This is a genomic window from Pseudomonas sp. Sample_20 (assembly GCF_004307585.1).
Taxonomy (GTDB): Bacteria; Pseudomonadota; Gammaproteobacteria; order Pseudomonadales; family Pseudomonadaceae; genus Aquipseudomonas; species Aquipseudomonas atacamensis.
Genome location: NZ_RCOA01000045.1, coordinates 28,275 through 50,936, shown reverse-complemented (window position 1 = coordinate 50,936; position 22,662 = coordinate 28,275). Strand labels below are relative to the sequence as shown.

Here is a 22,662-nt window from a genome sequence, read left to right as displayed (position 1 = left end):
GCCGCCCGGTGCGGACGGCCTGGGAACAGGGCCTGTTTCAGCTCACTGGCTTACCACTTGTAAGTGGCGCTGGCGACGACACTGCGCTGGTCGCCGTAGTAGCAGTAGAAGCTGTCGCAGGTGGAAATGTAGTCCTTGTCGAACAGGTTGGTCGCGTTCACCGCCAGCGATGCACCTTTGAGACTGTTGTCCAGACGGCCGAGATCATAATGCACGCTGGCGTCGAACACGGTATAGGCATCGGCCTTGCCCAGCCAGGTGTTGGCCTTGTCGCCGTAGGTGTTGCCGGTGTAGCGCACGCCGGCACCGATACCGAAACCGTCGAGCACGCCGGCGTGCCAGGTGTAGTCGGTCCACAGCGAGGCTTGTTGGTTGGGCATCAGTTGCAGACGATTGCCCTTGTCGATGCCTTTCTGCACTTCGGACTTGGCCAGGGTGTAGGCGGCGATGACTTTGAGGTTGTCGGTCACATCCGACACCGCTTCGAGCTCCAGGCCTTTGACCTTCACTTCGCCGGTCTGGCTGGTCACCGAAACGTTGTTGACGAAGGTGTTCACCGCGACGTTCTTCTGGGTCAGGTCATACACGGCGGCGGTCAGCAGGGTCTTGCTGCCCGGAGGCTGGTATTTGATGCCCAGTTCCCACTGCTTGCCTTCGGTTGGCTTGAGCGAGCCGGTCGAGGTGGCATCGGCGCCGGTGGTCGGCTGGAAGGATTCGGCGTAGGACAGGTACGGCACGAAGCCGTTATCGAAGACGTAGCTGAGCGCCGCGTTGCCGCTGAATTTCTTGTCACGCTGGGTGTTGGTCGCATCGCCCTTGTTGAAGAATTCAGTGCTGGTGTGCACCCAGTCTTCACGGCCGCCGAGGGTCAGGCGCCACTGATCGAGGGCCATTTGGTCCTGCACATAGAGGCCGGTCTGGTAGGTCTTCTGGTTGTAGTCGTAAAACGCCGTGGAGCGCGCTGGACGTACGATCGGCTGGCCGAAGATCGGGTTGATGACGTTGGTTTGCAGGCCATCGCCAAAGATCGAGGTGTAGTTGGTGTTGCTGCGCTGGTGATCCAGACCCAGCAGCAAGGTGTGGCGAACCTCACCGGTGGCGAAGTCGGCCTGGAAGTTGTTGTCCACGGCAAACTGGCTGATGTCTTCGTCGACGCTGGTGCTGGTGCGGCCGACGTTGCCCTCTGCATCCACGGTGGTAAACGGGTAGGAACCGGGTGTCAGCGACTGGAACGACAGGTCCGACTTGGTGTAGCGCAGGTTCTGTTTGAACTGCCAGACATCGTTCAACCGATGTTCGAAGGCATAACCCAACGCGTAGTAGGTGCGGTCGTAGTATTCCCAATCCGGATCGCCGAGATTCTTGTGATGGGAAATATCACCGAGCGGCGATTTGATTTTGGTGCCCTGAATGGGCAGAAACTGGCTGGTGATGCCGGTGTCGTCGCGGGTGAACTGGCTCAGCAGAGTGAGTTTGGTGTCGTCATCGATGTTCCAGGTCAGGCTCGGCGCGATGTTGTAGCGCTTGTTGTCGACGTGATCGACCTGGGTGCCGCTGTCGCGCACCACGCCGCTGAGGCCATAGAGAAACTGCCCGGCCTCATCGATCTTGCCGGTGCTGGCGAAGTTAATCTGGCGGTGATTGTCGCTGCCGTATTGCAGCTGGATTTCGCTGCTGGCCTCCGCGCTCGGACGGCGGCTGACCATGTCGAGCAAACCGCCCGGCGGGGTCTGGCCGTACACCGACGAGGCCGGGCCACGCAGCAGGGCGAGGCGGTCGAGGTTCCAGGTTTCCTGTTTCGGATTGGCGTACACGCCTTTTGGCAGCGGCAGGCCATCGAGGAACTGGGTCGGTTCGAAACCGCGCACGCGCAGCCAGTCGGCACGGGTGTCGCTGCCGTAGCTGCTGGCGGTGATGCCCGGCATGTAGCGCACGGCGTCATCGAGGCTGTGCACGCTGCGGTCGTCCATTTGCTGGCGGGTCGCCACCGAAATCGAACGCGGTGCTTCGACCAGCGCAGTGTCGGTCTTGGTGCCGGCGGCGGTGCGGGTCGCGGTGTAGCCTTCGACCGGGCCCCAGGCGCTTTCGAAGTTTTCCACGCCGATGACCGAAGTTTCCGGCAGGGCCAGCGTGCCTTCCGGCACGGCCACCAGGGTGTAAGTGCCGGCGCTGCTCTGTTCCAGCTGCAGACCGGTGCCGCGCAAAGCCGCGCGCAGGGCACCGGCGGCGTCGTACTGGCCGTTGACCGGCGCCGAGGTCTTGCCGGCGGCCAGCGCAGGATTGAGCGACAGGGCGAGGCCGCCCTGGCTGGCGATCTGGTTCAGGGTGGTCGACAGCGGCGCCGCCGGCAGGTCGTAGGCGCGCACGCTGGACGCTTGCTCAGCGGCGAGCAACGGGCTGCTGATCAGCGGCGTGCCGAAAGCGATGGCAAAAGCCAGCAGACTGGGGCGCAACAAGGTGTCTGGCGAACGGGACATACGGCGGCTCCTGAATGGAAATATTTCTCAATTGCCTGTGTGCCGGACGAGATTGGAAAAGTGATAGGGCTGGGTGGAAATTCTTTTTTGCAGGAAATGGTTGTGCGGCTGATGGCGCCTTCGCGAGCAGGCTCGCTCCCACATTGATCGTTCCCACGCTCCGCGTGGGAACGATCATGTCAAGGGGCGGAGGGCTCCGCCTTCGCCACGGTGACCCAATACGGCGTATGCCGCTCGATCTGCACTGGCAGAGTCGGCAGCAATGCACTCAGTGCCTTGTCGGTGTCATGCAACGGAAAGCTGCCGGTAATGCGCAGATCGGCCACTTCCGGCGCCACGCCCAGATGCCCGCGACGATAGCGCCCCAACTCGTGCACCAGATCGCCCAGCCGTGCGTTGTCCACCACCAGCATGCCGCGCGTCCAGGCATCGGCGCCGGGGGCGAGGGCGGCAATCGAGCCCAGCCCGTCACTGCGCAGCAACACCTGCTGGCCTTCGCGCAGAATCTGTTCTTGCGGGTTGGCCTGGGCATGTGCCGCCACCGCTGACTGCAACACGCTCAGGCGTGTGCCATCGTTCTCGCGCTTGACCAGAAACCGCGTGCCCAGCGCACGCATGCTGCCCTCGCGGGTTTCGACGATAAACGGCCGCGCGTCGCCATGCCCGGTCTCGACGAGAATTTCGCCTTCCTGCAACACGATCAAGCGGCGTTCGTCATCGAAGCGTACGTCGACCGCGCTGTGGGTATTGAGGTTGAGCAGAGTGCCGTCGGACAGGCGCACGGTGCGCTGTTCACCGGTGGCGGTGCGCTGATCGGCGAGCCAGTAATCCAGCGGCAGGTAGCGCTCACTGACAAACAGCCCGAGCCCGATGATTACCACGACACTGGCCAGCCCACTGCCGAGTTTGCGCATGCGACGACGGATGCCTTCGCGCGATTGCAGCAACGCACTTCGGGCCGGGCCCTTGGCGACGCTGAAGCGCTGATCGAGCATGCCCAACTGGCGCCAGGCGCGGGCATGTTCTTCATGTGCCGCGTGCCACTTGGCGAATTCCTCGCGCTCCAGTGCGGTGCTCGAATCGAGGGTCAATTGCCAGGCAATCGCCGCGTCCAGCACATGCGCCGGCACGGGCCGCGAACTGGCCGCGGTCATGTCGGCTCACCGTAAAGGGCGATGTAACACTGGCGCAGGCCTTGGGCCAGATACTGCCGCACGCGCGGCACCGAGACGCCGAGTCTGGCGGCGATTTCGCCGTGGCTGAGGCCGTCGAGGCGGTTATACAGGAAGGCCGCACGAGCCTTGGTCGACAGCTTGCCGAGCAGACGGTCGATGGCCTTTAGGTCGTCGAGGATCATTTGCTGTTCTTCCACCGACGGCTGTTCGTTTTCGGGCATCAGCATCAGTTCGGTGAGGTAGGCCTGTTCCAGCGCGGCGCGGCGGAAGTAGTCGAACAACAGGCCTTTGGCGATCGCCACCAGAAACGCCCGAGGTTCGCGCGGCGTCAGCAGTTCGTCGCGGTTGAGCAGGCGCACGAACGTGTCCTGGCTCAGGTCTTCGGCACGCTGCGGACACGCCACATTGCGCCGCAACCACGCCAGCAGCCAACCGCGATGGTCGCGATACATCGCACCGACGAGCTCACTGTGGGGGTTGGGCACTGACGACACCGGACATCACCGATTGGGAAGTGTTAACTAACGAGAATAGTTCGCGATTCTGGCAGAGGTGGGAATGGTTAGCAATTGGCCACTGGTCAGGTGATGAATCAAGGGCAGCCCCTCACCCTAGCCCTCTCCCGGAGGGAGAGGGGACTGATCGGGGGATATTCTGGAGGTACACCGACCTGAACGATTTTCAGCGATTCCTCAATCGACTCGGTCTTTCAGGTCGATATAAGGCTTCAGACACCACGATCGGCTCCCTCTCCCTCCGGGAGAGGGCTGGGGTGAGGGGCTTTTGATCTGAATGATTCTAAAAGGACGGCGCCTGCTGCCTGCGCTTCCACTGGCTCAACCGCTGCTGCAACTGCAACGGACTGTAAATCTGCTGCGCCCGCGCCCGGCTGAACAGAATCAATGCCAACTCCGCCGTGGCCAGCGCATCGGCACTCGCGTTATGCCGCTCGAACACTTCGAGCCGGAACCACTCGATCCACTCATCCAGCCCCGCCTCGCGGATCTGCGCCTGCGGACACAGAAACGGCGCGATATCCGCCACATCCAGAAACACATGTTGCAGCTTGTGCCCCAAGTGCTCCTTCACTGCGCGCCCGAGCATGTGCTGATCGAACGGCGCATGAAACGCCAGCACCGGGCTGTCGCCGATGAACTCCAGCAACTCCAGCAACGCTTGCGCCGGGTCGCTGCCTGCGGCAATCGCATTCGGCCCCAAGCCATGAATCAGCACGCTGGGGCTGAGCTTCAATTCGCGGCATTGCAGCGTGCGCTCGAACTGCTGACGGAAATCGATCGCGCCGTCCTCGATCACCACCGCGCCGATCGACAGGACCCGATCCTTGCTCATATTCAGGCCGGTGGTTTCCAGGTCCAGCACCACCCAGCGCTGCTCGCGCAGGCTGCATTCGCTCAGCTCGGCAAGCGCCGGCAGCTTTGCCAGCCGCTGCTGCAAGTCCGCCGACACCACGGGGCTGGCCGGGCGTAGCCAGGAGAACAGGCTCATAGCTGATACCGCAAGGTCAGGCTGCTTTGCAGGCGCTGCGCCTGGCGCAGGGATTCGCGCAGGATACGTCGGTCGAGATGATTGAGGCTGTCGGGATCCACGCGGTTGGAGTACGGCTGATTTTCCCGGGTTTGCAACTGATGCTGCTGCATCCGCGTTTGTTGAATGAAGTGATAGGCCTCTTCATACGCCGCGCCGTCGAGCGGCTCGATGACCTCTTTATCGACCAGTTGGCGAAAGCGTTCGAGGGTGTTGTTGGCGTCAATGCCATTGGCCAGCGCCAGCAGACGGGCGCCGTCCACGAACGGCGTCAGGCCCTGGATCTTCAGATCCAGCGTGGCTTTCTCGCCGTTCTTGCGGGCCAGCACGAATTCACGGAAGCGCCCAACGGGAGGGCGATTGCGCAGCGCGTTCTCGGCCAGCATGCGCTGGAACAAACGGTTGTCGGCGACCTGATCGAGAATGCCCCGGCGCAATTGCTCGCAGCCTTGCTCATCGCCCCAGACCACGCGCAGGTCGAAATAAATGCTCGAGCCCAGCAGGTTCTCCGGCGTGGCTTCGCGGATGAACGCCGCGAAGCGTCGTGCCCATTCGGCCCGCGACAGACACAGCTCGGGATTGCCGGCCATGATGTTGCCCTTGCACAGAGTGAAACCGCACTGCGCCAGGCTCTGGTTGATCTGCTGGGCAATCGGCAGCAGCTTGCCGCGTATTTCTGCTGCGTGCGCCGCATCGCGAGCATCGAACAGGATGCCGTTGTCTTGGTCGGTGTGCAGCGTCTGCTCGCGTCGACCCTCGCTGCCGAAACACAGCCAACTGAACGGCACACCCGGGTCGCCCTTTTCGGCGAGGGTCAGTTCAATGACCCGACACACCGTATGATCGTTGAGCAGGGTGATGATGTGAGTGATCTGCGTCGACGACGCGCCGTGGGCGAGCATGCGCTCGACCAGTTGGCCGATCTCACCGCGCAAGGTCACCAGTTGTTCGACCCGTTGCGCGCTGCGGATGGTTCGGGCCAGGTGCACCAGATCGACCCGTTGCAGGGAGAACAGGTCACGCTCGGACACCACGCCACACAAGCGTTGATCCTTGACCAGGCAGACGTGAGCAATGTGCCGCTCGGTCATGGCGATCGCCGCATCGAAGGCACTGTGATCCGGCGACAGATAAAACGGTGATCGAGTCATGTGCTGTTCGATGGCGTCGCTGAAATCGCCGACACCTTCGGCGACCACATGGCGCAAATCGCGCAGGGTGAAAATCCCCAGCGGCGCCTTGTGCTCATCCACCGCGACGATGCTGCCGACCTGTTGCTCGTGCATCAGCTTCACCGCTTCACGCAGCGGCGTCTCGGCGCTGCAAGTCACCGGATGGCGCATCGCGAGTTCACCGAGACGAGTGTTCAGCGAGTATTGGGTGCCGAGGGTCTCCACGGCTTTTTGCTGGACTTGCTGGTTGACCTGATCGAGCAGGCTGCTCACCCCACGCAAGGCGAAATCGCGGAAGGCGCTGGAAAGGGCGAACAGTTTGATGAACGCCAGTTTGTTCAGTTGCAGGCAGAAGGTGTCTTCGCCCGCCAGATGTTCGGTGCGTGTGGCGCGCTCACCGAGCAGCGCCGCCAGCGGAAAGCATTCGCCGGTGGTGATTTCGAAGGTGGTCTCGGTGCCGGGCTTGGTGATGTGCTGGCGTTCGCCGACCACCCGACCCTGTTTGACGATATGAAAGTGTTCCACCGGGCCGTCGGCCGGTTTGATGATGCTCTCGCCCTGGGCAAAAAAACGCAGCTGACATTGCTCCACCAGATAGGCGAGGTGGGCATGTTCCATCTGATTGAAGGGCGGGAAGCGCTGGAGGAATTGCAGGGTGCCCTGAATGTTCTGCAACACCGCGGTTTTCCCTGCCTGGGTGAAGGCGTCCGCTTTGCTCATAACCATTACCGCAGTCTTTTTCGAATTGTTGTTGTCGGATCGTTGCGACCATGGTCGACCCCGGCGGGCAGGGTGCCCATTGGACGTAAGTCTAGGTTTTGCCACCATTGGCCGATTTTCGGAAATAACCTACGCAAAAGCTCGGAAAAGCTTGCGCTAGCCACTTGGAAAAAATTCCGACGAAGTGCACATTGAAGCGCTGTCCGGTGATGTCTGACGACTTGCCAGGGATTGTTTGAACATTTAGAGAGCGCCATGTCCGACCACGATATTTTGAGCGACGCCGAGCGGGAAGCGCTCAGCGCAGTGATGCTCGAACCTGATCTGCCGCCGCAGCGTGTTCTGATCGTCGACGACGACAAGGACGCCCGCGAGCTGTTGTCGGAGATTCTCGCGCTGGACGGCATTCGCTGCATGACCGCAGCCAGCGGTGAAACCGCGCTGAAAATGCTCGATGAAAAGCCTTCGATCGGTCTGGTGATTACCGACCTGCGCATGGGCAATGTCGATGGCCTGGAGCTGATTCGCCAGGTGCGTGAATCGGTACGGGCAGCGATGCCGATCATCATCGTCTCCGGCGATGCCGACGTGAAAGATGCGATCGAAGCGATGCACTTGAGCGTGGTGGATTTTCTGCTCAAGCCGATTGATACGGGGAAGTTGCTTGAGTTGGTGAAACACGAATTGGGCATAGAACCTTAAGACATATTTCGCCGCCCAGCAGATGATCGTTCCCACGCAGAGCGTGGGAACGATCAATCCACCTCAAAAACAAAAAGGCCCTGATCTCTCGATCAGGGCCTTTTTCATTCCAACCATCAACTCAAGTCACAGACCATTCTTGGCCTTGAACTCGCGACGACGACGGTGCAGCACCGGCTCGGTGTAGCCGTTCGGTTGCTTGGTGCCTTCGATGACCAGTTCGACCGCCGCCTGGAAGGCGATGTTGCTGTCGAAGTCCGGTGCCAGCGGGCGATACAGTGGGTCGTTGGCGTTCTGGCGGTCAACCACCGGCGCCATGCGCTTGAGGCTTTCCATCACTTGCTCTTGGCTGACGATACCGTGGCGCAGCCAGTTGGCGATGTGCTGGCTGGAGATCCGCAGCGTCGCACGGTCTTCCATCAGGCCGACGTCGTTGATGTCCGGCACTTTCGAGCAACCGACACCCTGGTCGATCCAGCGCACCACGTAACCGAGAATGCCCTGGGCATTGTTGTCCAGTTCGTTCTTGATCTGCTCTGGCGTCCAGCTTGGGTTCACTGCCAATGGAATGGTCAGGATGTCGTCCACCGAGGCGCGCGCACGTTTGGCCAGTTCAGCCTGACGCGCAAACACGTCAACCTTGTGGTAGTGCAGCGCGTGCAGCGCAGCGGCGGTTGGAGAAGGGACCCAGGCAGTGTTGGCGCCGGCCAGTGGGTGGGCGATTTTCTGTTCGAGCATCGCTGCCATCAGATCCGGCATCGCCCACATGCCTTTACCGATTTGCGCACGACCTTGCAGGCCAGTGCTCAGACCGATGTCGACGTTCCAGTTTTCGTAGGCGCCGATCCACTTCTCGGCCTTCATGTCAGCCTTGCGCACCACTGGGCCGGCTTCCATGGAGGTGTGGATTTCGTCGCCTGTGCGGTCGAGGAAACCGGTGTTGATGAACACCACACGCTCGCTGGCCGCCTTGATGCAGGCCTTGAGGTTGACCGTGGTGCGGCGCTCCTCGTCCATGATCCCGACTTTCAGGGTGTTGCGCGGCAAGCGCAGAACATCTTCGATACGCCCGAACAGCTCGTTGGTGAACGCCGCTTCTTCCGGGCCGTGCATCTTCGGTTTGACGATGTACACCGAACCGGTGCGGGTGTTGCGCCGCGAGGTGTTGCCGTTGAGGTTGTGCATTGCCGCCAGACAGGTCACCAGACCATCGAGGATACCTTCCGGTACTTCGTTGCCTTGGCTGTCGAGGATCGCATCGATGGTCATCAGGTGGCCGACGTTGCGCACGAACAACAGCGAACGACCGTGCAGGGTCACTTCACCGCCGTTGGGCGCGGTGTAGGTGCGATCCGGGTTCATGGTGCGGGTGAAGGTCTGGCCGCCCTTGGCGACCTCTTCCGACAGGTCGCCCTTCATCAGGCCGAGCCAGTTGCGGTAGATCACCACTTTGTCGTCGGCATCGACGGCGGCCACGGAGTCTTCGCAGTCCATGATCGTCGTCAGCGCCGCTTCCATGAGGATGTCTTTGACCCCGGCGGCATCGGTCTGGCCGACCGGGGTGCTGGCATCGATCTGGATTTCGAAGTGCAGGCCGTTGTGCTTGAGCAGAACGGCGATCGGTGCATTGGCGTCACCCTGGAAACCGATCAACTGAGCGTCATCGCGCAGGCCGCTGTTGCTGCCGCCCTTCAGAGTGACGACCAGTTTGCCGTCAGCGATTTTGTAGCCGGTCGAATCGACGTGGGAGCCGGCGGCCAGTGGTGCGGCTTCGTCGAGGAAAGCACGGGCGAAAGCGATGACTTTGTCGCCACGCACCTTGTTGTAGCCTTTGCCTTTTTCCGCGCCGCCGTCTTCGCTGATCGCGTCGGTGCCGTAGAGGGCGTCGTACAGCGAGCCCCAGCGGGCGTTCGAGGCGTTGAGCGCAAAGCGCGCATTCATTACTGGCACGACCAGTTGCGGGCCGGCGGTGCGGGCGATTTCATCGTCGACGTTTTGCGTCGTCGCCTGGAAATCAGCTGCTTCTGGCAGCAGATAACCGATCTCTTGCAGGAAAGCTTTGTAGGCCACGGCGTTGTGCGCCTGGCCGGCATGCTGCTGATGCCAGGCATCGATGCGCGCCTGGAAGTCATCGCGTTTGGCGAGTAGGGCTTTGTTCTTCGGCGCCAGGTCGTGAATGACCTTGTCGGCACCTTCCCAGAATTGTTCGGCGGTGAGGCCGGTACCGGGAATGGCTTCGTTGTTCACGAAGTCGAACAGGACTTTGGCGACCTGCAGGCCACCGACTTGAACGTGTTCAGTCATTGCTTGCCTCACTCTGCTCAGCTATTTCGCTTTTCAGCTCGTCAATTTAACAATGAAGCTTCCGGCCATTTAAACCACAAACCTGCGGACCAGTACATGCCATTACTGGCGGCTGGGCTAGGACCAATCAACGGCTTGGAGGCCTTGCTGACGGGGCTTTCAGGGTTGCGAAGGGCCTTGGGCAGACATCGATCCAGCGTTATGTAGTGCGCGCTGCGGCATACTACATGATGAGTTGCGCTTGTGAAAATCAGACTAATTACGTCGTTCTGCGACCTCATGACGCATTGCGGTCACGTCGCGGAACCGGATGTTCTCAAAAAAGCATTGGATTGTTCCAGCTAAATATCGAAAGTTGTACACATAATTACTGTGGGCCTGCTAAGGAGCAATTTGGGTGTAACGATTTGTGGCGAGGGGATTTATCCCCGTTGGGTGGCGAAGCCGCCCCCTGCGGTCCGGCTGGCAGACCCAATTGGCAGGACTCACGACTGCTGCGCAGCCGGACGGGGATAAATCCCCTCGCCACAGGTCATCATCTGCCAACACTGGGTCAGGCTGAATCAATCCGCTTGCCTATACTTGCCCTTCGATAACAAAAGTCATGACAAGAGGGCTGCGCCATGGACCATCTCGTACTCACCGTTTTCGCCCCGGACAAGCCCGGGCAGGTCGAGCGCATCGCCCAATGCATCGCCGAGCACGGCGGCAACTGGCTGGAAAGCCGCATGTCACGCATGGCCGGGCAGTTCGCCGGGATTCTGCGCGTGGGCGTGCCGGCGGAGGCTTACGACGAACTGGTCGATGCCCTGCAAGCGCTGTCGGCCAATGGCATTCGGGTACTGATTGCCGAAAGCGGAGTGGAGCAGTCCTGCACGTGGAAACCGATCGCTATGGAACTGGTCGGGAATGACCGACCGGGTATCGTCCGCGATATCACTCGGCTATTGAGCGAGCAGGGCGTAAACCTGGAGCGGCTGGTAACCGAGGTGCGCCCGGCGCCGATGAGCAGCGAGCCGCTGTTTCACGCCGAGGCGATTCTGGCGGTGCCACTGACGTTGTCACTGGATGTGCTGCAGGCGCGCCTGGAAACCCTGGCCGATGATCTGATGGTCGAATTGGTGTTACGCACAGAGGTTTAAGCGCAGACAGGGTTATTCAGGTTTAACGTGCACCTGCCTGTGGATAACCTGTAGAGACAGACCGCCAAGCCACGCCGGCCGTGGCTTTGCGCAGGTTGATCAAAAAACCGCCAACATTCAGTGACTTGCGCACAAACGGCGGGGATCACGCTGTGGATAAGCTTGGGAAGGAACGATGCAGGCCACGGTAACCGTGGCCTGTGGAGGTTTGTGCGTTTTTTGATCAGGTGCGCCGGCGCAGACTTATCCACGCATCGACGCTGTAGACCGCCAGACCGGCCCAGATAAACATGAACGCAACCAGCGTGCTGGACGACAAATGCTCGCCAAACAGCAGCACGGCTTGCAGCAACACCAGCGTCGGCGCGATGTATTGCAGGAAGCCGATAGTGGTGTAGGGCAAGTGGCGGGTGGCGGCGTTGAAACACACCAGCGGCACCAGCGTCACCGGCCCGGCAGCCACCAGCCACCAGGCTTCGGAGGTGGTCCAGAAAGCCGGCTGCACACTCGTCGCAGTCTGATTGAACAGCAACCACGCGATCGCAATCGGCACCAGCATCCAGGTTTCCACTACCAGCCCTGGTAGCGCTTTGACTGGCGCCTGCTTGCGGATCAGGCCGTAGAAACCGAAGGTCAGCGCCAGCGCCAGCGACACCCACGGCAAGCTGCCGACCTGCCACACCTGCTGCGCTACGCCGATGGCCGCGAGACCGACCGCAACCCATTGCATGCGCCGCAGCCGCTCGCCAAGGATCACCATGCCCAACAGCACGTTGACCAGCGGATTGATGTAGTAACCCAGACTCGCCTCGAGCATGCGGCCGTTGTTCACCGACCAGACATAGGTCAGCCAGTTGGCCGCGATCAGCGTGCCGCTCAGGGCCAGAATCGCCAGGCGCTTGGGATTGTCGAGCAACTCGCGCAGCCAGCCCGGGTGTTTCCACACCATCAGCAGCAACGCACCGAACAGCGCCGACCACAGCACCCGGTGGATGATGATCTCGACGGCCGGGACTTCGGCAATGGCTTTGAAATAGATCGGGAACAGGCCCCAGATGATGTAGGCGCTCAGGCCCAGAATGTACCCGCGACGCGGGTTGGCGGCTTGCATGCAGAATCCTTGCTCAGGCAGCTGACAAAGGAGGGATTGTAAGGAGATTTGTCTGCAAGTGAGTTGTGAATTTGTGAACACCGGACAAATGTAGGAGTGAGCCTGCTCGCGATAGCGACGGGTCAGCCAACATCAAAGTTGAATGTCCGTCCGCTATCGCGAGCAGGCTCGCTCCCACAGGTTTCAGGTTTGAATCAGAAGAGTTTCAGCGGTTCTTCATTCAGTGCCGCCAACTGCTCACGCAATGCCAGCACCTGGTCGCCCCAATACCGCTCCGTGCCAAACCACGGAAAGCTGTGCGGGAACGCCGGGTCGTCCCAGCGCCGCGCCAGCCAGGCGCTGTAGTGCATCAGGCGCAAGGCGCGCAACGGTTCGATCAGCGCCAGCTCGCGCGGGTCGAAATCATGGAATTCGTTGTAGCCGTCCATCAATTCCGACAACTGCCCGAGACATTCCTGGCGATCGCCGGCGAGCATCATCCAGATGTCCTGCACCGCCGGGCCCATGCGGCAGTCGTCGAGGTCGACGATGTGGAACATCTCGTCGCGGCACATCATGTTGCCGGGGTGGCAGTCACCGTGCATGCGGATGTTCTGGTGAGGCGTGGCTGCGTAGACGTCTTCGACGCGTTTGAGCAGGTCGCGGGCAACCGACTCGTACGCCGGCAGCAAACTCTTGGGAATGAAATTGCCTTCGAGCAGGGTGTTCAGCGAGGCATGGCCGAAGTTCTGCACGGCGAGGGCTTCGCGGTGTTCGAACGGCTTGGTGCCGCCCACCGCATGCATGCGCCCGAGCAACTGGCCGAGGCGATACAGTTGATCAAGATTGCCCGGCTCTGGCGCCCGACCACCACGACGCGGGAAAAGCGTGAAGCGAAAACCGGCGTGCTCATGCAGGGTTTCGCCGTTATGGATCAGCGGCGCCACCACCGGGATGTCGATGTCGGCCAGTTCGAAAGTGAACTGGTGCTCTTCGAGGATGGCTTCGTTGGTCCAGCGCTGCGGACGATAGAACTTGGCAATCAGCGGCTCGGAGTCTTCAATGCCGACCTGATACACACGGTTTTCGTAGCTGTTGAGCGCCAGAATGCGCGCATCGCTGAGGAAACCGATGCTTTCAACGGCATCCAGGACGAGATCGGGGGTGAGGGTTTCAAACGGGTGGGCCATGCTGACTCCTGCGCGCAGCAGGCTGCTGCGTCCGGCTCGGCATGGTAGCGCAGATGGCGGCGCGCAGGGTGTTGGTGTCTGCCCGGGCCTCTTCGCGAGCAGGCTCGCTCCCACCTTGGAATGCTATTCCCTGTGGGAGCGAGCCTGCTCGCGAGAGCGGTTTATCAGGCGCCGACGATCCCACCATCCTCGCGAGTAATCGCCATCACCGAAGACCTTGGCTTGCCATTGGGCAGATGCTCGGGGAAGGTCGAACCGCCGTTCTCGCCGGGATGCTGAATCCCGACAAACAGGGTTTTCTGATCCGGCGAGAAGCTGATCCCGGTCACTTCGCAACCCACCGGCCCGACCATGAAACGGCGAATTTCACCGGTCGCAGGATCGGCGCAGAGCATCTGGTTGTTGCCCATCCCGGCGAAGTCGCCAGCGTTGCTCGAGTCGCCGTCGGTGAGAATCCACAGGCGTCCGGCCTTGTCGAAACCCAGACCGTCGGGGCTGTTGAACATGTTCTGCGGGGTGATGTTGGATGAGCCACCTTTCGGCGTCCCGGCATGCACGCCCGGGTTGCCGGCGACCACAAACAGATCCCAGGCAAACGTCTTCGAGGCGTGATCGTTGCGGTCGGTACGCCAGCGCAGAATCTGCCCGTAAACGTTCTTCTCGCGCGGGTTTGGACCGCCCACCGGTTGCCCGTCTTCACCGCGCTTGGCGTTGTTGGTCAGGGTGCAATAAACCTGGCCGTCCTTGGGACTGACGACGATCCACTCCGGGCGGTCCATGCGTGTTGCGCCAACCACGCTGGCGGCAAGGCGCGCGTGGATCAGCACTTCTGCCTGATCGGCAAACCCGCTGCTGGCGTCGATGCCGTTCTTGCCGTGGGTCAGCTCGATCCACTGGCCCTGGCCTTTCGGGTGATCAGGGTTGCCGTCGCCGGCATCGAATTTGGCCACATACAACGTGCCGTGATCGAGGATGTCGCGGTTAGCCTTCTGATTGCGATGGTTGATGCGATCACGGCTGACGAATTTGTAAATGAACTCGCCACGCTCGTCATCGCCCATGTACACCACAGCGCGACCATCGTCGGTCTCGGCCAGTGCGGCGTTTTCATGTTTGAAGCGGCCCAGCGCGGTGCGTTTGACCGGAGTCGATTGCGGATCGAATGGGTCGATCTCGACCACCCAGCCGTGACGGTTGAGCTCGTTGGGGTTCTTGGCCATGTCGAAGCGCGGGTCGTGCGGGTGCCAGTTGATGTCTTTGCTGCTGGCGACAACGCCGTAGCGCTTTTGCGCGGCATCGAACTGCTGCTGGGCGTTGCTGCTGCCGAAGCAGTCGGTGAAGTTTTCTTCGCAGGTCAGGTAGGTGCCCCAGGGTGTCTTGCCGTTGGCGCAGTTCTGGAAGGTGCCGAGGACTTTCTTACCGTGCTTGTCGGCAGCGGTTTTCATCAAGTCGTGGCCGCGGGCCGGACCGCTGATGCGCAGCGGCGAGTTACCGTGAATCCGACGGTTGTAGCGCGAGCCCTGGACGAATTGCCACTGGCCGTTCTTGCGCTGCACTTCGATCACCGACACGCCTTCGCAGGCCAATGCCTTGCGCACGTCTTCAGCCGACTGCGGCATGCCGCCATGCGGATACAGGTAGCGATAGTTGGTGTATTCGTTGTTGATCGCCATCAGCGCGCGGTTCTTGTCGTCCGGGAAGGCGAACAGGCTCATGCCGTCATTGTTGTCGCCGAACTGCACTTCCTGTGCGGCAGCGGTGCCGTTACCGCTCGGATCGAAGGCCGGGCCGTTCTTGTGCAACGGCTGGCCCCAACTGATCAGCACCGAAGACTTGTAGCCCTTGGGCAGGCTGATGGCGTCGGTGGTCGCCGCAGGAATGCTCTCGAAACCGAGCAGGCGGCTGTTGCCGGCGCTGACGCTGGCGGCCATGACGCTGCGGCTCAGCAGGTTGCCGCCGAGGAACATCGCCGCGCCGCACAAGGCACCGGCGCTGATGAAACCGCGACGGCTGAGGCCGACCATTTTTTCCAGATCAGTGGATTGGTTTTCTTCTAATAGGCTCACATCAGGCTCCCTGCTTGGTTATGGGCAACACCTTAATGCGGGTCGATGACGCTTTTGTGGCAAGGACAAATCAGAGCGGCGTGCCGATCAGCACGTTGGACGGCGCACATTGCACCTGCACCGCAGACCCCACGGCGAGTTGCTGGTTGCGCAAGTGCAGCGGTTCGGCCAAGGCACAAAGTGTCTGGCCGTTGGGCAGGGAAATGCGCACCTCGCTGGGACCGTCCTCAGCATCGAGGATGGCTTCGATGGTGCCGCGCAGGACATTGTGTCCGGGCGTGGCCGGCTGATCGGCACCGAGCAAATCAAGCCAGCCAGCCTTGATCAGCGCCATGACTTCGGTACCGATCTGCAATTCCAGATGCACGGTGCTGTCGTGGGTGATCTGTGCCTCCAGAGCAATGCCTTCTGCCAGTTCGAGGCGGATCAGATCGTTGCGCCCCTGCGCCTGAATGGCCGCGACCGTGCCATGCAACTGATTGCGCGCGCTGGTCCTGAGCATCAGCCGCCCAAGCAGGTCGAGATCACTGGCGTCTTCCGCCGCTTCCAGCACCTGCGCCTGCAACGCCTGCAATTTCTGATACAGGCGCAGCACCCGCTCGCCCTCGCTGGACAGTCTGGCCCCGCCACCACCCTTGCCGCCCACCACGCGCTCGACCAAGGGCTTCTGCGCCAGATTGTTCAATTCATCAATCGCATCCCATGCCGCCTTGTAACTGAGCCCCGCGCTTTTCGCCGCACGGGTGATCGAGCCCTGTTCGGCGATGTGTTGCAGCAGGGCAATGCGCTGCGGGCGGCGGACGATGTGCTGGGAGAGCAGGGTGGGCAGGGACATGGCAGAACGCTTCTGGCTCGGGCGATGAGAGGGACGTTGGCCACTTGCAACGCGCGAGTCAAGCCTGACGCCGAGCCCCTGTGGGAGCGAGCCTGCTCGCGAAAGCGGTTGGACCAACAACAGCTTTGTTGAATGTGGCGCCCATTCGCCAGCAGGCTCGCTCGCACATGAGAACTGTATTCGCTTCAGGTACCGGGCTTCGGCGTCCGGGCCAGGCAATACACATCAACCCGCGCCGCACCTGCATTCATCAACAACCGCGCCAGTGTCTGAGCGGTCGCGCCCGTGGTCAGAACATCATCCACCAGCGCGAAATGGCGGCCGCTTACCTCTGCATCAGGCGCCAGCGCAAAGGCATTGCGCAAATTGCGTTTGCGCGCCTTGGCGTCGAGATCCTGTTGGGCGTCGGTGTCGATGACTCGCCGCAGCACCTGTTCTTCACACGGCAAATCCAGCGACACACTCAACCAGCGCGCGAGCATCGCCGCCTGATTGAATCCTCGCCGACGCAGGCGTTTATTCGCCAGTGGTACCGGTAGCAGCACATCGGGGCGCGGCAGGTCCTCGGCGAAGCGATGCTGCAGGTATTGGCCGAGAACGTCGGCGAGCAGGTGACCAAACGGCCATTTTGCGTTGTGTTTAAAGCGTGTAATCAGACTGTCCACGGGGAAGCCATAAACCCAGGGCACGGCAACCTGTTCGAAGGCCGGAGGCTCTAGCAGGCACTCGCCGCAAGTCAGGCCATCCGCCGCCAGCGGCAAAGCGCAGCTCTGACAATGACTGCCGAGCCAGGGCAATTCGGTTTCGCAGGCCTCGCACATTGGCATTTGTGCTTCTACGGGCTCATCGCACAGCAAACAGGTCTGTACGTTTTTTAAACAGATGTAAACCTGTCCCTGGTATTGCGGTTGACAGCGCATCGCTCTTCCTTAAATATGCCGAACATCCGTGTAGCGCCTGTGGATATTCCATTTTCCCCGGCGCCAGCCAAGCATAACCAAGGAATTGCCCATGAGCGCGAGCACCACCGCCACCCTGCGTCACGATTGGTCTCTGGCCGAAGTCAAAGCACTCTTCGTACAGCCATTCAACGACTTGCTGTTCCAGGCGCAAACGGTGCACCGCGCACATTTCAACGCCAACCGCGTGCAGGTCTCGACACTGCTGTCGATCAAGACCGGCGCCTGCCCGGAAGACTGCAAGTACTGCCCGCAGTCCGGGCACTACAACACCGGTCTGGAAAAAGAAAAACTGATGGAAGTGCAGAAGGTCCTCGAAGAAGCGGCCCGCGCCAAAGCCATTGGTTCGACGCGATTCTGCATGGGCGCGGCGTGGAAACATCCGTCGGCCAAAGACATGCCGTATGTGTTGAAGATGGTTGAAGGGGTGAAAGCCTTGGGCCTGGAAACCTGCATGACCCTCGGACGTCTCGATCAGGAGCAGACCGAGGCGCTGGCCAAGGCCGGTCTCGATTACTACAACCACAACCTCGACACCTCGCCGGAGTTCTACGGCAGCATCATCACCACCCGCACTTACAGCGAACGTCTGCAGACGCTGGCTTACGTGCGTGAGTCGGGGATGAAAATCTGCTCCGGCGGCATTCTCGGCATGGGCGAATCGCTGGACGATCGCGCCAATCTGCTGATCCAGCTGGCCAACCTGCCGGAGCACCCGGAGTCGGTGCCAATCAACATGCTGGTAAAAGTCGCCGGCACGCCGCTGGAAAACGCCGAAGACATCGACCCGTTCGACTTCATCCGCATGCTCGCCGTGGCGCGCATCCTCATGCCGCAATCTCACGTACGTCTGTCCGCCGGTCGCGAAGCGATGAACGAGCAGATGCAGGCCCTGGCATTTTTCGCCGGCGCCAACTCGATTTTCTACGGCGACAAATTGCTCACCACCGCCAACCCGCAGGCGGACAAGGACATGCAATTGTTCGCGCGCCTCGGTATCCAGCCGGAAGCTCGCGAAGAGCATTCCGATGAGGTTCATCAAGCTGCGATCGAGCAGGCACTGGTGGAGCAGAAGAGTAGCGAGCAGTTCTATAACGCTGCGGTGTAAAAAACCGCGCGGATTGCTCTGAAGGAATGCAAAACCCCTGTGGGAGCGGGCCTGCTCGCGAAAGCGGTTTGGTCGCCAACATCCCTGTTGGAGGTGACGCCCATTCGCGAGCAGGCTCGCTCCCACAGGGGATCTGTGTCATTTGAAAATCGAGGCCTGCATGTCATTCGATCTCGCCGCACGCCTTGCTGCCCGCCGTGCCGACCACCTCTACCGGCAGCGTCCGCTGCTCGACTCGCCGCAAGGCCCGCAAGTCGTGGTCGACGGCCAACCGCTGCTCGCTTTCTGCAACAACGACTATCTGGGCCTGGCCAATCATCCGCAGGTGATCGAAGCCTGGCGCGCCGGTGCCGAGCGCTGGGGTGTCGGCGGTGGCGCGTCGCATCTGGTGATCGGCCACAGCAGCCCGCATCACGCGCTGGAAGAAGCACTCGCCGATCTGACCGGACGCCCACGGGCGCTGCTGTTCACCACCGGCTACATGGCCAACCTCGGCGCGGTCACCGCGCTGGTCGGGCAGGGCGATACGGTGCTCGAAGACCGGCTCAATCACGCCTCGTTGCTGGACGCGGGCCTGTTGTCCGGCGCGCGTTTCAACCGCTATCTGCACAACGACGCCGAGAGCCTGGGCAAACGCTTGGAGAAAGCCACCGGCAACACGCTGGTGGTCACCGACGGTGTGTTCAGCATGGACGGTGACATCGCCAACCTGCCGGCACTGGCCCGCGCGGCCAAGGCCAAAGGCGCGTGGCTGATGGTCGACGATGCCCACGGCTTCGGTCCGTTGGGCGCCAACGGTGGCGGCATCGTCGAGCATTTCGGCTTGAGCCAGGACGATGTGCCGGTGCTGGTCGGCACTCTCGGTAAAGCCTTCGGCACCGCCGGGGCCTTTGTCGCCGGCAGCGAAGACTTGATCGAAAGCCTGATCCAGTTCGCCCGCCCGTATATCTACACCACCAGCCAACCACCGGCGCTGGCCTGCGCGACGCTGAAAAGCCTCGAGCTGCTGCGCAGCGAACACTGGCGCCGTGAACACTTGCAGACGCTGATTCGCCAGTTCCGCCACGGCGCCGAGCAGATCGGGCTGAAGCTGATGGACAGCTTTACGCCGATCCAGCCGATCATGATCGGCGATGCCGGGCGCGCCGTGCGGTTGTCGCAAATGCTGCGCGAGCGCGGCTTGATGGTGACCGCGATCCGTCCACCGACCGTGCCGGCCGGCAGCGCGCGACTGCGCGTCACGCTGACCGCCGCCCACAGCGAAGCTCAAGTGCAACAGTTGCTGGAAGGATTGGCAGATTGTTTCGCCCGATTGTCATTGGAGCCAGGCCATGCGTAATCGTCTGATCCTGCTGCCCGGCTGGGGCCTCGGCGTGTCGCCGCTGGAACCGCTGGCCGCAGCATTGCGTGGCCTCGACGAACATCTGCATGTCGAGATCGAACCGCTGCCGGAGCTGGACTCCGCTGACCTTGAAGACTGGCTCGACGAACTCGATGCGCACATTCCACAGGAAGTCTGGCTCGGTGGCTGGTCGCTGGGCGGCATGCTCGCCTCTGAGTTGGCGGCACGACGCGGTGAGGCGTGCTGCGGGTTGCTCACGCTGGCAAGCAACCCTGCGTTTGTTGCTCATGAACAGTGGCCGAGCGCGATGCCCGGCGAGACGTTCGATGCGTTTCTTGCCGGTTGCCAGGCCGATCCGCGTACCACGCTCAAGCGCTTCGCTCTGCTATGTGCGCAAGGTTCGCCAGACCCGCGTGGCTTGTCGCGGTTGCTGCTCGGTGGTGCGCCGGCAGCCGCGCCGACTGCGCTGATGGCGGGTCTGGAGCTGCTTGCGCAACTGGATACGCGCCAGGCGTTGCAGGGGTTTCGCGGCCCGCAGTTGCATCTGTTCGGCGGTCAGGACGCTCTGGTCCCGGCGGAAGCGGCCGGCGCATTGTTCGCGCTGTTGCCGGATATCGAAATTGGTCTGATCGAACAGGCCAGCCATGCTTTTCTGCTGGAAGACCCGCACGGAGTCGCGGGCGCGATCCAGGCGTTTCTACATGAGTGCGCTGATGACTGATCTGTCCCTTGTGCTGCCTGGGGGCTTGCCCGACAAGCGCCAGGTGGCGGCGTCTTTTTCCCGTGCTGCGGCCAGTTACGACAGCGTCGCCGAGTTTCAGCGTGACGTCGGCACGCAGCTGCTTGAGCGTTTGCCTGGGAGTTTCATGCCGTCGCGGTGGCTTGATCTCGGTTGCGGCACCGGCTATTTCACCCGGGCGCTGGCCTCGCGTTTCACCCAGGGCAGCGGTGTCGCGCTGGACATTGCCGAGGGCATGCTCAATCACGCACGGCCGTTGGGTGGCGCTGAGCATTTCATTGCTGGCGATGCCGAACGGCTGCCGTTGCAGGATGCGAGCGTCGATCTGATTTTCTCCAGTCTCGCGGTGCAGTGGTGCGCCGACTTCGAGGCGGTGCTCAGCGAAGCCTTGCGCGTGCTTAAACCGGGCGGGATTTTTGCCTTTGCTAGTCTATGTACAGGAACGTTGTTCGAGTTGCGTGAGAGTTGGCAGCAGGTCGACGGGCTGGTGCACGTCAATCGCTTCCGCGAGTTCGCCCGCTATGAACAGTTATGTGCCGGCAGTGGCATGCGCATTTTTGCGCTGCAGAATCAGCCGCACGTGTTGCATTACCCGGATGTGCGCAGCCTGACCCATGAGCTGAAGGCATTGGGCGCACACAATCTGAATCCGGGCCGGCCGGGCGGTTTGACCGGACGGGCGCGGATTCTCGGGCTGATCGACGCGTATGAGCGGTTCCGTCAGGCGTCGGGGCTGCCGGCAACGTATCAGGTGGTATACGCCGTGTTGGAGAAACCTCTATGAGCGCAGCCTATTTCATCACCGGTACCGACACCGATGTCGGCAAGACCACCGTTGCTGCCGGATTGCTCCATGCGGCGCGGTCGGCAGGCTTGAGCACGGCGGCGGGCAAACCGGTGGCATCGGGTTGCGACGTCACGTCCAAGGGCTTGCGCAATTCCGACGCCCTGGCGCTGCTGGCCGAATGTTTGTTACCGCTGACTTATCAACAGGTCAACCCGGTGGCGTTCGAGCCAGCGATCGCTCCCCATCTGGCGGCGCGCGAAGCAGGTGTGGCGCTGACGGTGCAATCACTGCTGGCGCCGATGCGCGGGATTCTGGCGATGAACGCCGATTTCACCCTGATCGAAGGCGCAGGCGGCTGGCGGGTGCCGTTGGCCGATCAGGACAATCTCTCGGACCTGGCGATTGCGCTGCAGCTGCCGGTGATTCTGGTGGTGGGCGTGAGGCTGGGGTGCATCAGTCATGCGTTGCTGACCGCCGAGGCGATTGCCCGCGATGGCCTGCAATTGGCGGGGTGGGTGGCGAATATCATCGATCCGAAAACTTCGCGGCTGGAGGAAAACCTTGCGACCCTGGCCGAGCGCATCCCCGCGCCGTGCCTGGGTCGCGTGCCGAAACTCAAGGCGTTGAGCGCCGAAGCGGTGGCCGAGCATTTGCAACTGGATTTGCTCGACTAAGCTTTTGCCTATGAACAGGCACTGTGCCATTAGTGTTTTTGACGGGCGTTTTGCTGGCGCGTCTGCTTCAATGGCGACCATTGATCCTTTGCAAGGACGAGAGCGACTATGGAAATCTCCGGCAACACAGCTTTTTATGCGGGGCTGAGCTCGATTCAGTCCGGGCAGAACCGCGTCGATCAGGCCGCCAGCCAGATCGCCAACAACACTATCGAACGTTCGGTGACCAGCCAGTCGTCCGAAGTGCAGGTAAATCGCCTGCGCGGTGTGGATCGCGCACAAGAATCGGATCTGGCGAGCAATATCGTCGAGCTGTCGCAGGGCAAGATCCAGGCAGAGTTGGGTGTGAAGGTGGCCAAGGCATCCGACGAAGTGCTCGGGACGATCATCGATACCTTTGCCTGAATGAATTTGTTGTAGACCCCGAAACGCCGCGCCCTGTCGCGGCGTTTTTCGTTTAAGTCCTTCTTGCTCAACTAATCTTTTTACAACGCCCGTGGCTTACGTGAAGTCGCGGCGATTTTTCGTTTCCGGCATTTGGAGAGCGTGATGACGAACGGCAAAAGATCGATGCTTGACAAGATTTCGGCGTAAACGTATGTTTCAAACAACTGTTTGACCGTCACAACAACTCA

At 61.4% G+C, this 22,662-nt stretch carries 19 protein-coding genes; 8 read left to right on the top strand and 11 right to left on the bottom strand.

What is annotated here, in order from left to right:
- Positions 1-50: 50 nt before the first annotated feature.
- The 5 genes from D8U70_RS11705 to D8U70_RS11680 form a co-directional block, all read right to left on the bottom strand.
- Entirely contained in the window at positions 51-2,477 is a 2,427-nt protein-coding gene (locus D8U70_RS11705) for a TonB-dependent siderophore receptor (protein ID WP_130928931.1), read from the bottom strand.
- Between the two features lie 179 nt (positions 2,478-2,656).
- A complete protein-coding gene (locus D8U70_RS11700; protein WP_130928930.1) occupies positions 2,657-3,631 on the bottom strand; it encodes a FecR family protein in 975 nt (324 codons plus the stop codon).
- Positions 3,628-4,104, bottom strand: a complete 477-nt coding sequence (locus tag D8U70_RS11695; protein WP_241664653.1) for an RNA polymerase sigma factor — start codon at positions 4,102-4,104, stop codon at positions 3,628-3,630. The genes D8U70_RS11700 and D8U70_RS11695 overlap by 4 nt, the downstream gene beginning before the upstream one ends.
- A 346-nt stretch (positions 4,105-4,450) precedes the next feature.
- Positions 4,451-5,158 (bottom strand): 3'-5' exonuclease, encoded by a 708-nt coding sequence (locus D8U70_RS11685; RefSeq protein ID WP_130928928.1) that lies wholly within the window; start codon positions 5,156-5,158, stop codon positions 4,451-4,453.
- A complete protein-coding gene (locus tag D8U70_RS11680) occupies positions 5,155-7,089 on the bottom strand; it encodes a putative nucleotidyltransferase substrate binding domain-containing protein (RefSeq protein WP_306662997.1) in 1,935 nt (644 codons plus the stop codon). Before D8U70_RS11680 ends, D8U70_RS11685 begins: the two co-directional genes overlap by 4 nt.
- Before the next feature lie 255 nt (positions 7,090-7,344).
- On the opposite strand from D8U70_RS11680, the gene D8U70_RS11675 reads away from it, so the two are divergent.
- Positions 7,345-7,791 carry a response regulator gene (locus tag D8U70_RS11675; protein WP_016772851.1) on the top strand — a complete coding sequence of 149 codons (447 nt, stop codon included), beginning with the start codon at positions 7,345-7,347 and terminating at the stop codon, positions 7,789-7,791.
- A gap of 126 nt (positions 7,792-7,917) precedes the next feature.
- Here D8U70_RS11675 and D8U70_RS11670 read toward each other — a convergent pair whose 3' ends face one another.
- Positions 7,918-10,095, bottom strand: coding sequence for a malate synthase G (locus D8U70_RS11670; RefSeq protein WP_130928927.1), 2,178 nt, complete (start codon positions 10,093-10,095; stop codon positions 7,918-7,920).
- A 623-nt stretch (positions 10,096-10,718) separates the two neighbouring features.
- Between D8U70_RS11670 and D8U70_RS11665 the strand changes: the two genes are divergently transcribed.
- Positions 10,719-11,237 carry a glycine cleavage system protein R gene (locus D8U70_RS11665; RefSeq protein ID WP_130928926.1) on the top strand — a complete coding sequence of 173 codons (519 nt, stop codon included), beginning with the start codon at positions 10,719-10,721 and terminating at the stop codon, positions 11,235-11,237.
- A 223-nt stretch (positions 11,238-11,460) separates the two neighbouring features.
- Here the strand turns inward: D8U70_RS11665 and rarD are convergent, their stop codons facing one another.
- From rarD to D8U70_RS11640, 5 genes are all read right to left on the bottom strand, one after another.
- Positions 11,461-12,348: an EamA family transporter RarD gene (rarD, locus tag D8U70_RS11660; protein ID WP_122603156.1), complete on the bottom strand. Its 888-nt coding sequence runs from the start codon at positions 12,346-12,348 to the stop codon at positions 11,461-11,463.
- Between the two features lie 194 nt (positions 12,349-12,542).
- Positions 12,543-13,517: a serine/threonine protein kinase gene (locus tag D8U70_RS11655; protein ID WP_039757662.1), complete on the bottom strand. Its 975-nt coding sequence runs from the start codon at positions 13,515-13,517 to the stop codon at positions 12,543-12,545.
- A gap of 164 nt (positions 13,518-13,681) precedes the next feature.
- Positions 13,682-15,583 (bottom strand): PhoX family phosphatase, encoded by a 1,902-nt coding sequence (locus D8U70_RS11650; protein WP_024014570.1) that lies wholly within the window; start codon positions 15,581-15,583, stop codon positions 13,682-13,684.
- Between the two features lie 70 nt (positions 15,584-15,653).
- Positions 15,654-16,418, bottom strand: a complete 765-nt coding sequence (locus D8U70_RS11645) for a TOBE domain-containing protein (protein WP_073476512.1) — start codon at positions 16,416-16,418, stop codon at positions 15,654-15,656.
- A 185-nt stretch (positions 16,419-16,603) separates the two neighbouring features.
- Positions 16,604-17,338, bottom strand: a complete 735-nt coding sequence (locus D8U70_RS11640) for a ComF family protein (RefSeq protein WP_130928925.1) — start codon at positions 17,336-17,338, stop codon at positions 16,604-16,606.
- 91 nt (positions 17,339-17,429) lie between these two features.
- On the opposite strand from D8U70_RS11640, the gene bioB reads away from it, so the two are divergent.
- The 6 genes from bioB to D8U70_RS11610 all read left to right on the top strand — a co-directional run bounded on the left by bioB (position 17,430) and on the right by D8U70_RS11610 (position 22,432).
- Positions 17,430-18,485: a biotin synthase BioB gene (bioB, locus tag D8U70_RS11635; RefSeq protein ID WP_016772860.1), complete on the top strand. Its 1,056-nt coding sequence runs from the start codon at positions 17,430-17,432 to the stop codon at positions 18,483-18,485.
- A 160-nt stretch (positions 18,486-18,645) separates the two neighbouring features.
- Complete coding sequence (bioF, locus tag D8U70_RS11630; protein WP_130928924.1) at positions 18,646-19,824, top strand: 8-amino-7-oxononanoate synthase; 1,179 nt, start codon at positions 18,646-18,648, stop codon at positions 19,822-19,824.
- Positions 19,817-20,548 carry an alpha/beta fold hydrolase gene (locus D8U70_RS11625; RefSeq protein WP_130928923.1) on the top strand — a complete coding sequence of 244 codons (732 nt, stop codon included), beginning with the start codon at positions 19,817-19,819 and terminating at the stop codon, positions 20,546-20,548. Before bioF ends, D8U70_RS11625 begins: the two co-directional genes overlap by 8 nt.
- Positions 20,541-21,350 carry a malonyl-ACP O-methyltransferase BioC gene (gene bioC, locus D8U70_RS11620; protein ID WP_130928922.1) on the top strand — a complete coding sequence of 270 codons (810 nt, stop codon included), beginning with the start codon at positions 20,541-20,543 and terminating at the stop codon, positions 21,348-21,350. Before D8U70_RS11625 ends, bioC begins: the two co-directional genes overlap by 8 nt.
- Positions 21,347-22,027 (top strand): dethiobiotin synthase, encoded by a 681-nt coding sequence (bioD, locus tag D8U70_RS11615; protein ID WP_130928921.1) that lies wholly within the window; start codon positions 21,347-21,349, stop codon positions 22,025-22,027. Before bioC ends, bioD begins: the two co-directional genes overlap by 4 nt.
- Before the next feature lie 108 nt (positions 22,028-22,135).
- A complete protein-coding gene (locus D8U70_RS11610; RefSeq protein ID WP_016772865.1) occupies positions 22,136-22,432 on the top strand; it encodes a hypothetical protein in 297 nt (98 codons plus the stop codon).
- The last annotated feature ends 230 nt before the right edge of the window (positions 22,433-22,662 follow it).

Coding starts and splice junctions, on each gene's coding strand:
- D8U70_RS11705 (WP_130928931.1), bottom strand. CDS start 2,477: ATGTCCCGTTCGCCAGACACCTTGTTGCGCCCCAGTCTGCTGGCTTTT.
- D8U70_RS11700 (WP_130928930.1), bottom strand. CDS start 3,631: ATGACCGCGGCCAGTTCGCGGCCCGTGCCGGCGCATGTGCTGGACGCG.
- D8U70_RS11695 (WP_241664653.1), bottom strand. CDS start 4,104: ATGTATCGCGACCATCGCGGTTGGCTGCTGGCGTGGTTGCGGCGCAAT.
- D8U70_RS11685 (WP_130928928.1), bottom strand. CDS start 5,158: ATGAGCCTGTTCTCCTGGCTACGCCCGGCCAGCCCCGTGGTGTCGGCG.
- D8U70_RS11680 (WP_306662997.1), bottom strand. CDS start 7,089: ATGAGCAAAGCGGACGCCTTCACCCAGGCAGGGAAAACCGCGGTGTTG.
- D8U70_RS11675 (WP_016772851.1), top strand. CDS start 7,345: ATGTCCGACCACGATATTTTGAGCGACGCCGAGCGGGAAGCGCTCAGC.
- D8U70_RS11670 (WP_130928927.1), bottom strand. CDS start 10,095: ATGACTGAACACGTTCAAGTCGGTGGCCTGCAGGTCGCCAAAGTCCTG.
- D8U70_RS11665 (WP_130928926.1), top strand. CDS start 10,719: ATGGACCATCTCGTACTCACCGTTTTCGCCCCGGACAAGCCCGGGCAG.
- rarD (WP_122603156.1), bottom strand. CDS start 12,348: ATGCAAGCCGCCAACCCGCGTCGCGGGTACATTCTGGGCCTGAGCGCC.
- D8U70_RS11655 (WP_039757662.1), bottom strand. CDS start 13,517: ATGGCCCACCCGTTTGAAACCCTCACCCCCGATCTCGTCCTGGATGCC.
- D8U70_RS11645 (WP_073476512.1), bottom strand. CDS start 16,418: ATGTCCCTGCCCACCCTGCTCTCCCAGCACATCGTCCGCCGCCCGCAG.
- D8U70_RS11640 (WP_130928925.1), bottom strand. CDS start 17,338: ATGCGCTGTCAACCGCAATACCAGGGACAGGTTTACATCTGTTTAAAA.
- bioB (WP_016772860.1), top strand. CDS start 17,430: ATGAGCGCGAGCACCACCGCCACCCTGCGTCACGATTGGTCTCTGGCC.
- bioF (WP_130928924.1), top strand. CDS start 18,646: ATGTCATTCGATCTCGCCGCACGCCTTGCTGCCCGCCGTGCCGACCAC.
- D8U70_RS11625 (WP_130928923.1), top strand. CDS start 19,817: ATGCGTAATCGTCTGATCCTGCTGCCCGGCTGGGGCCTCGGCGTGTCG.
- bioC (WP_130928922.1), top strand. CDS start 20,541: ATGACTGATCTGTCCCTTGTGCTGCCTGGGGGCTTGCCCGACAAGCGC.
- bioD (WP_130928921.1), top strand. CDS start 21,347: ATGAGCGCAGCCTATTTCATCACCGGTACCGACACCGATGTCGGCAAG.
- D8U70_RS11610 (WP_016772865.1), top strand. CDS start 22,136: ATGGAAATCTCCGGCAACACAGCTTTTTATGCGGGGCTGAGCTCGATT.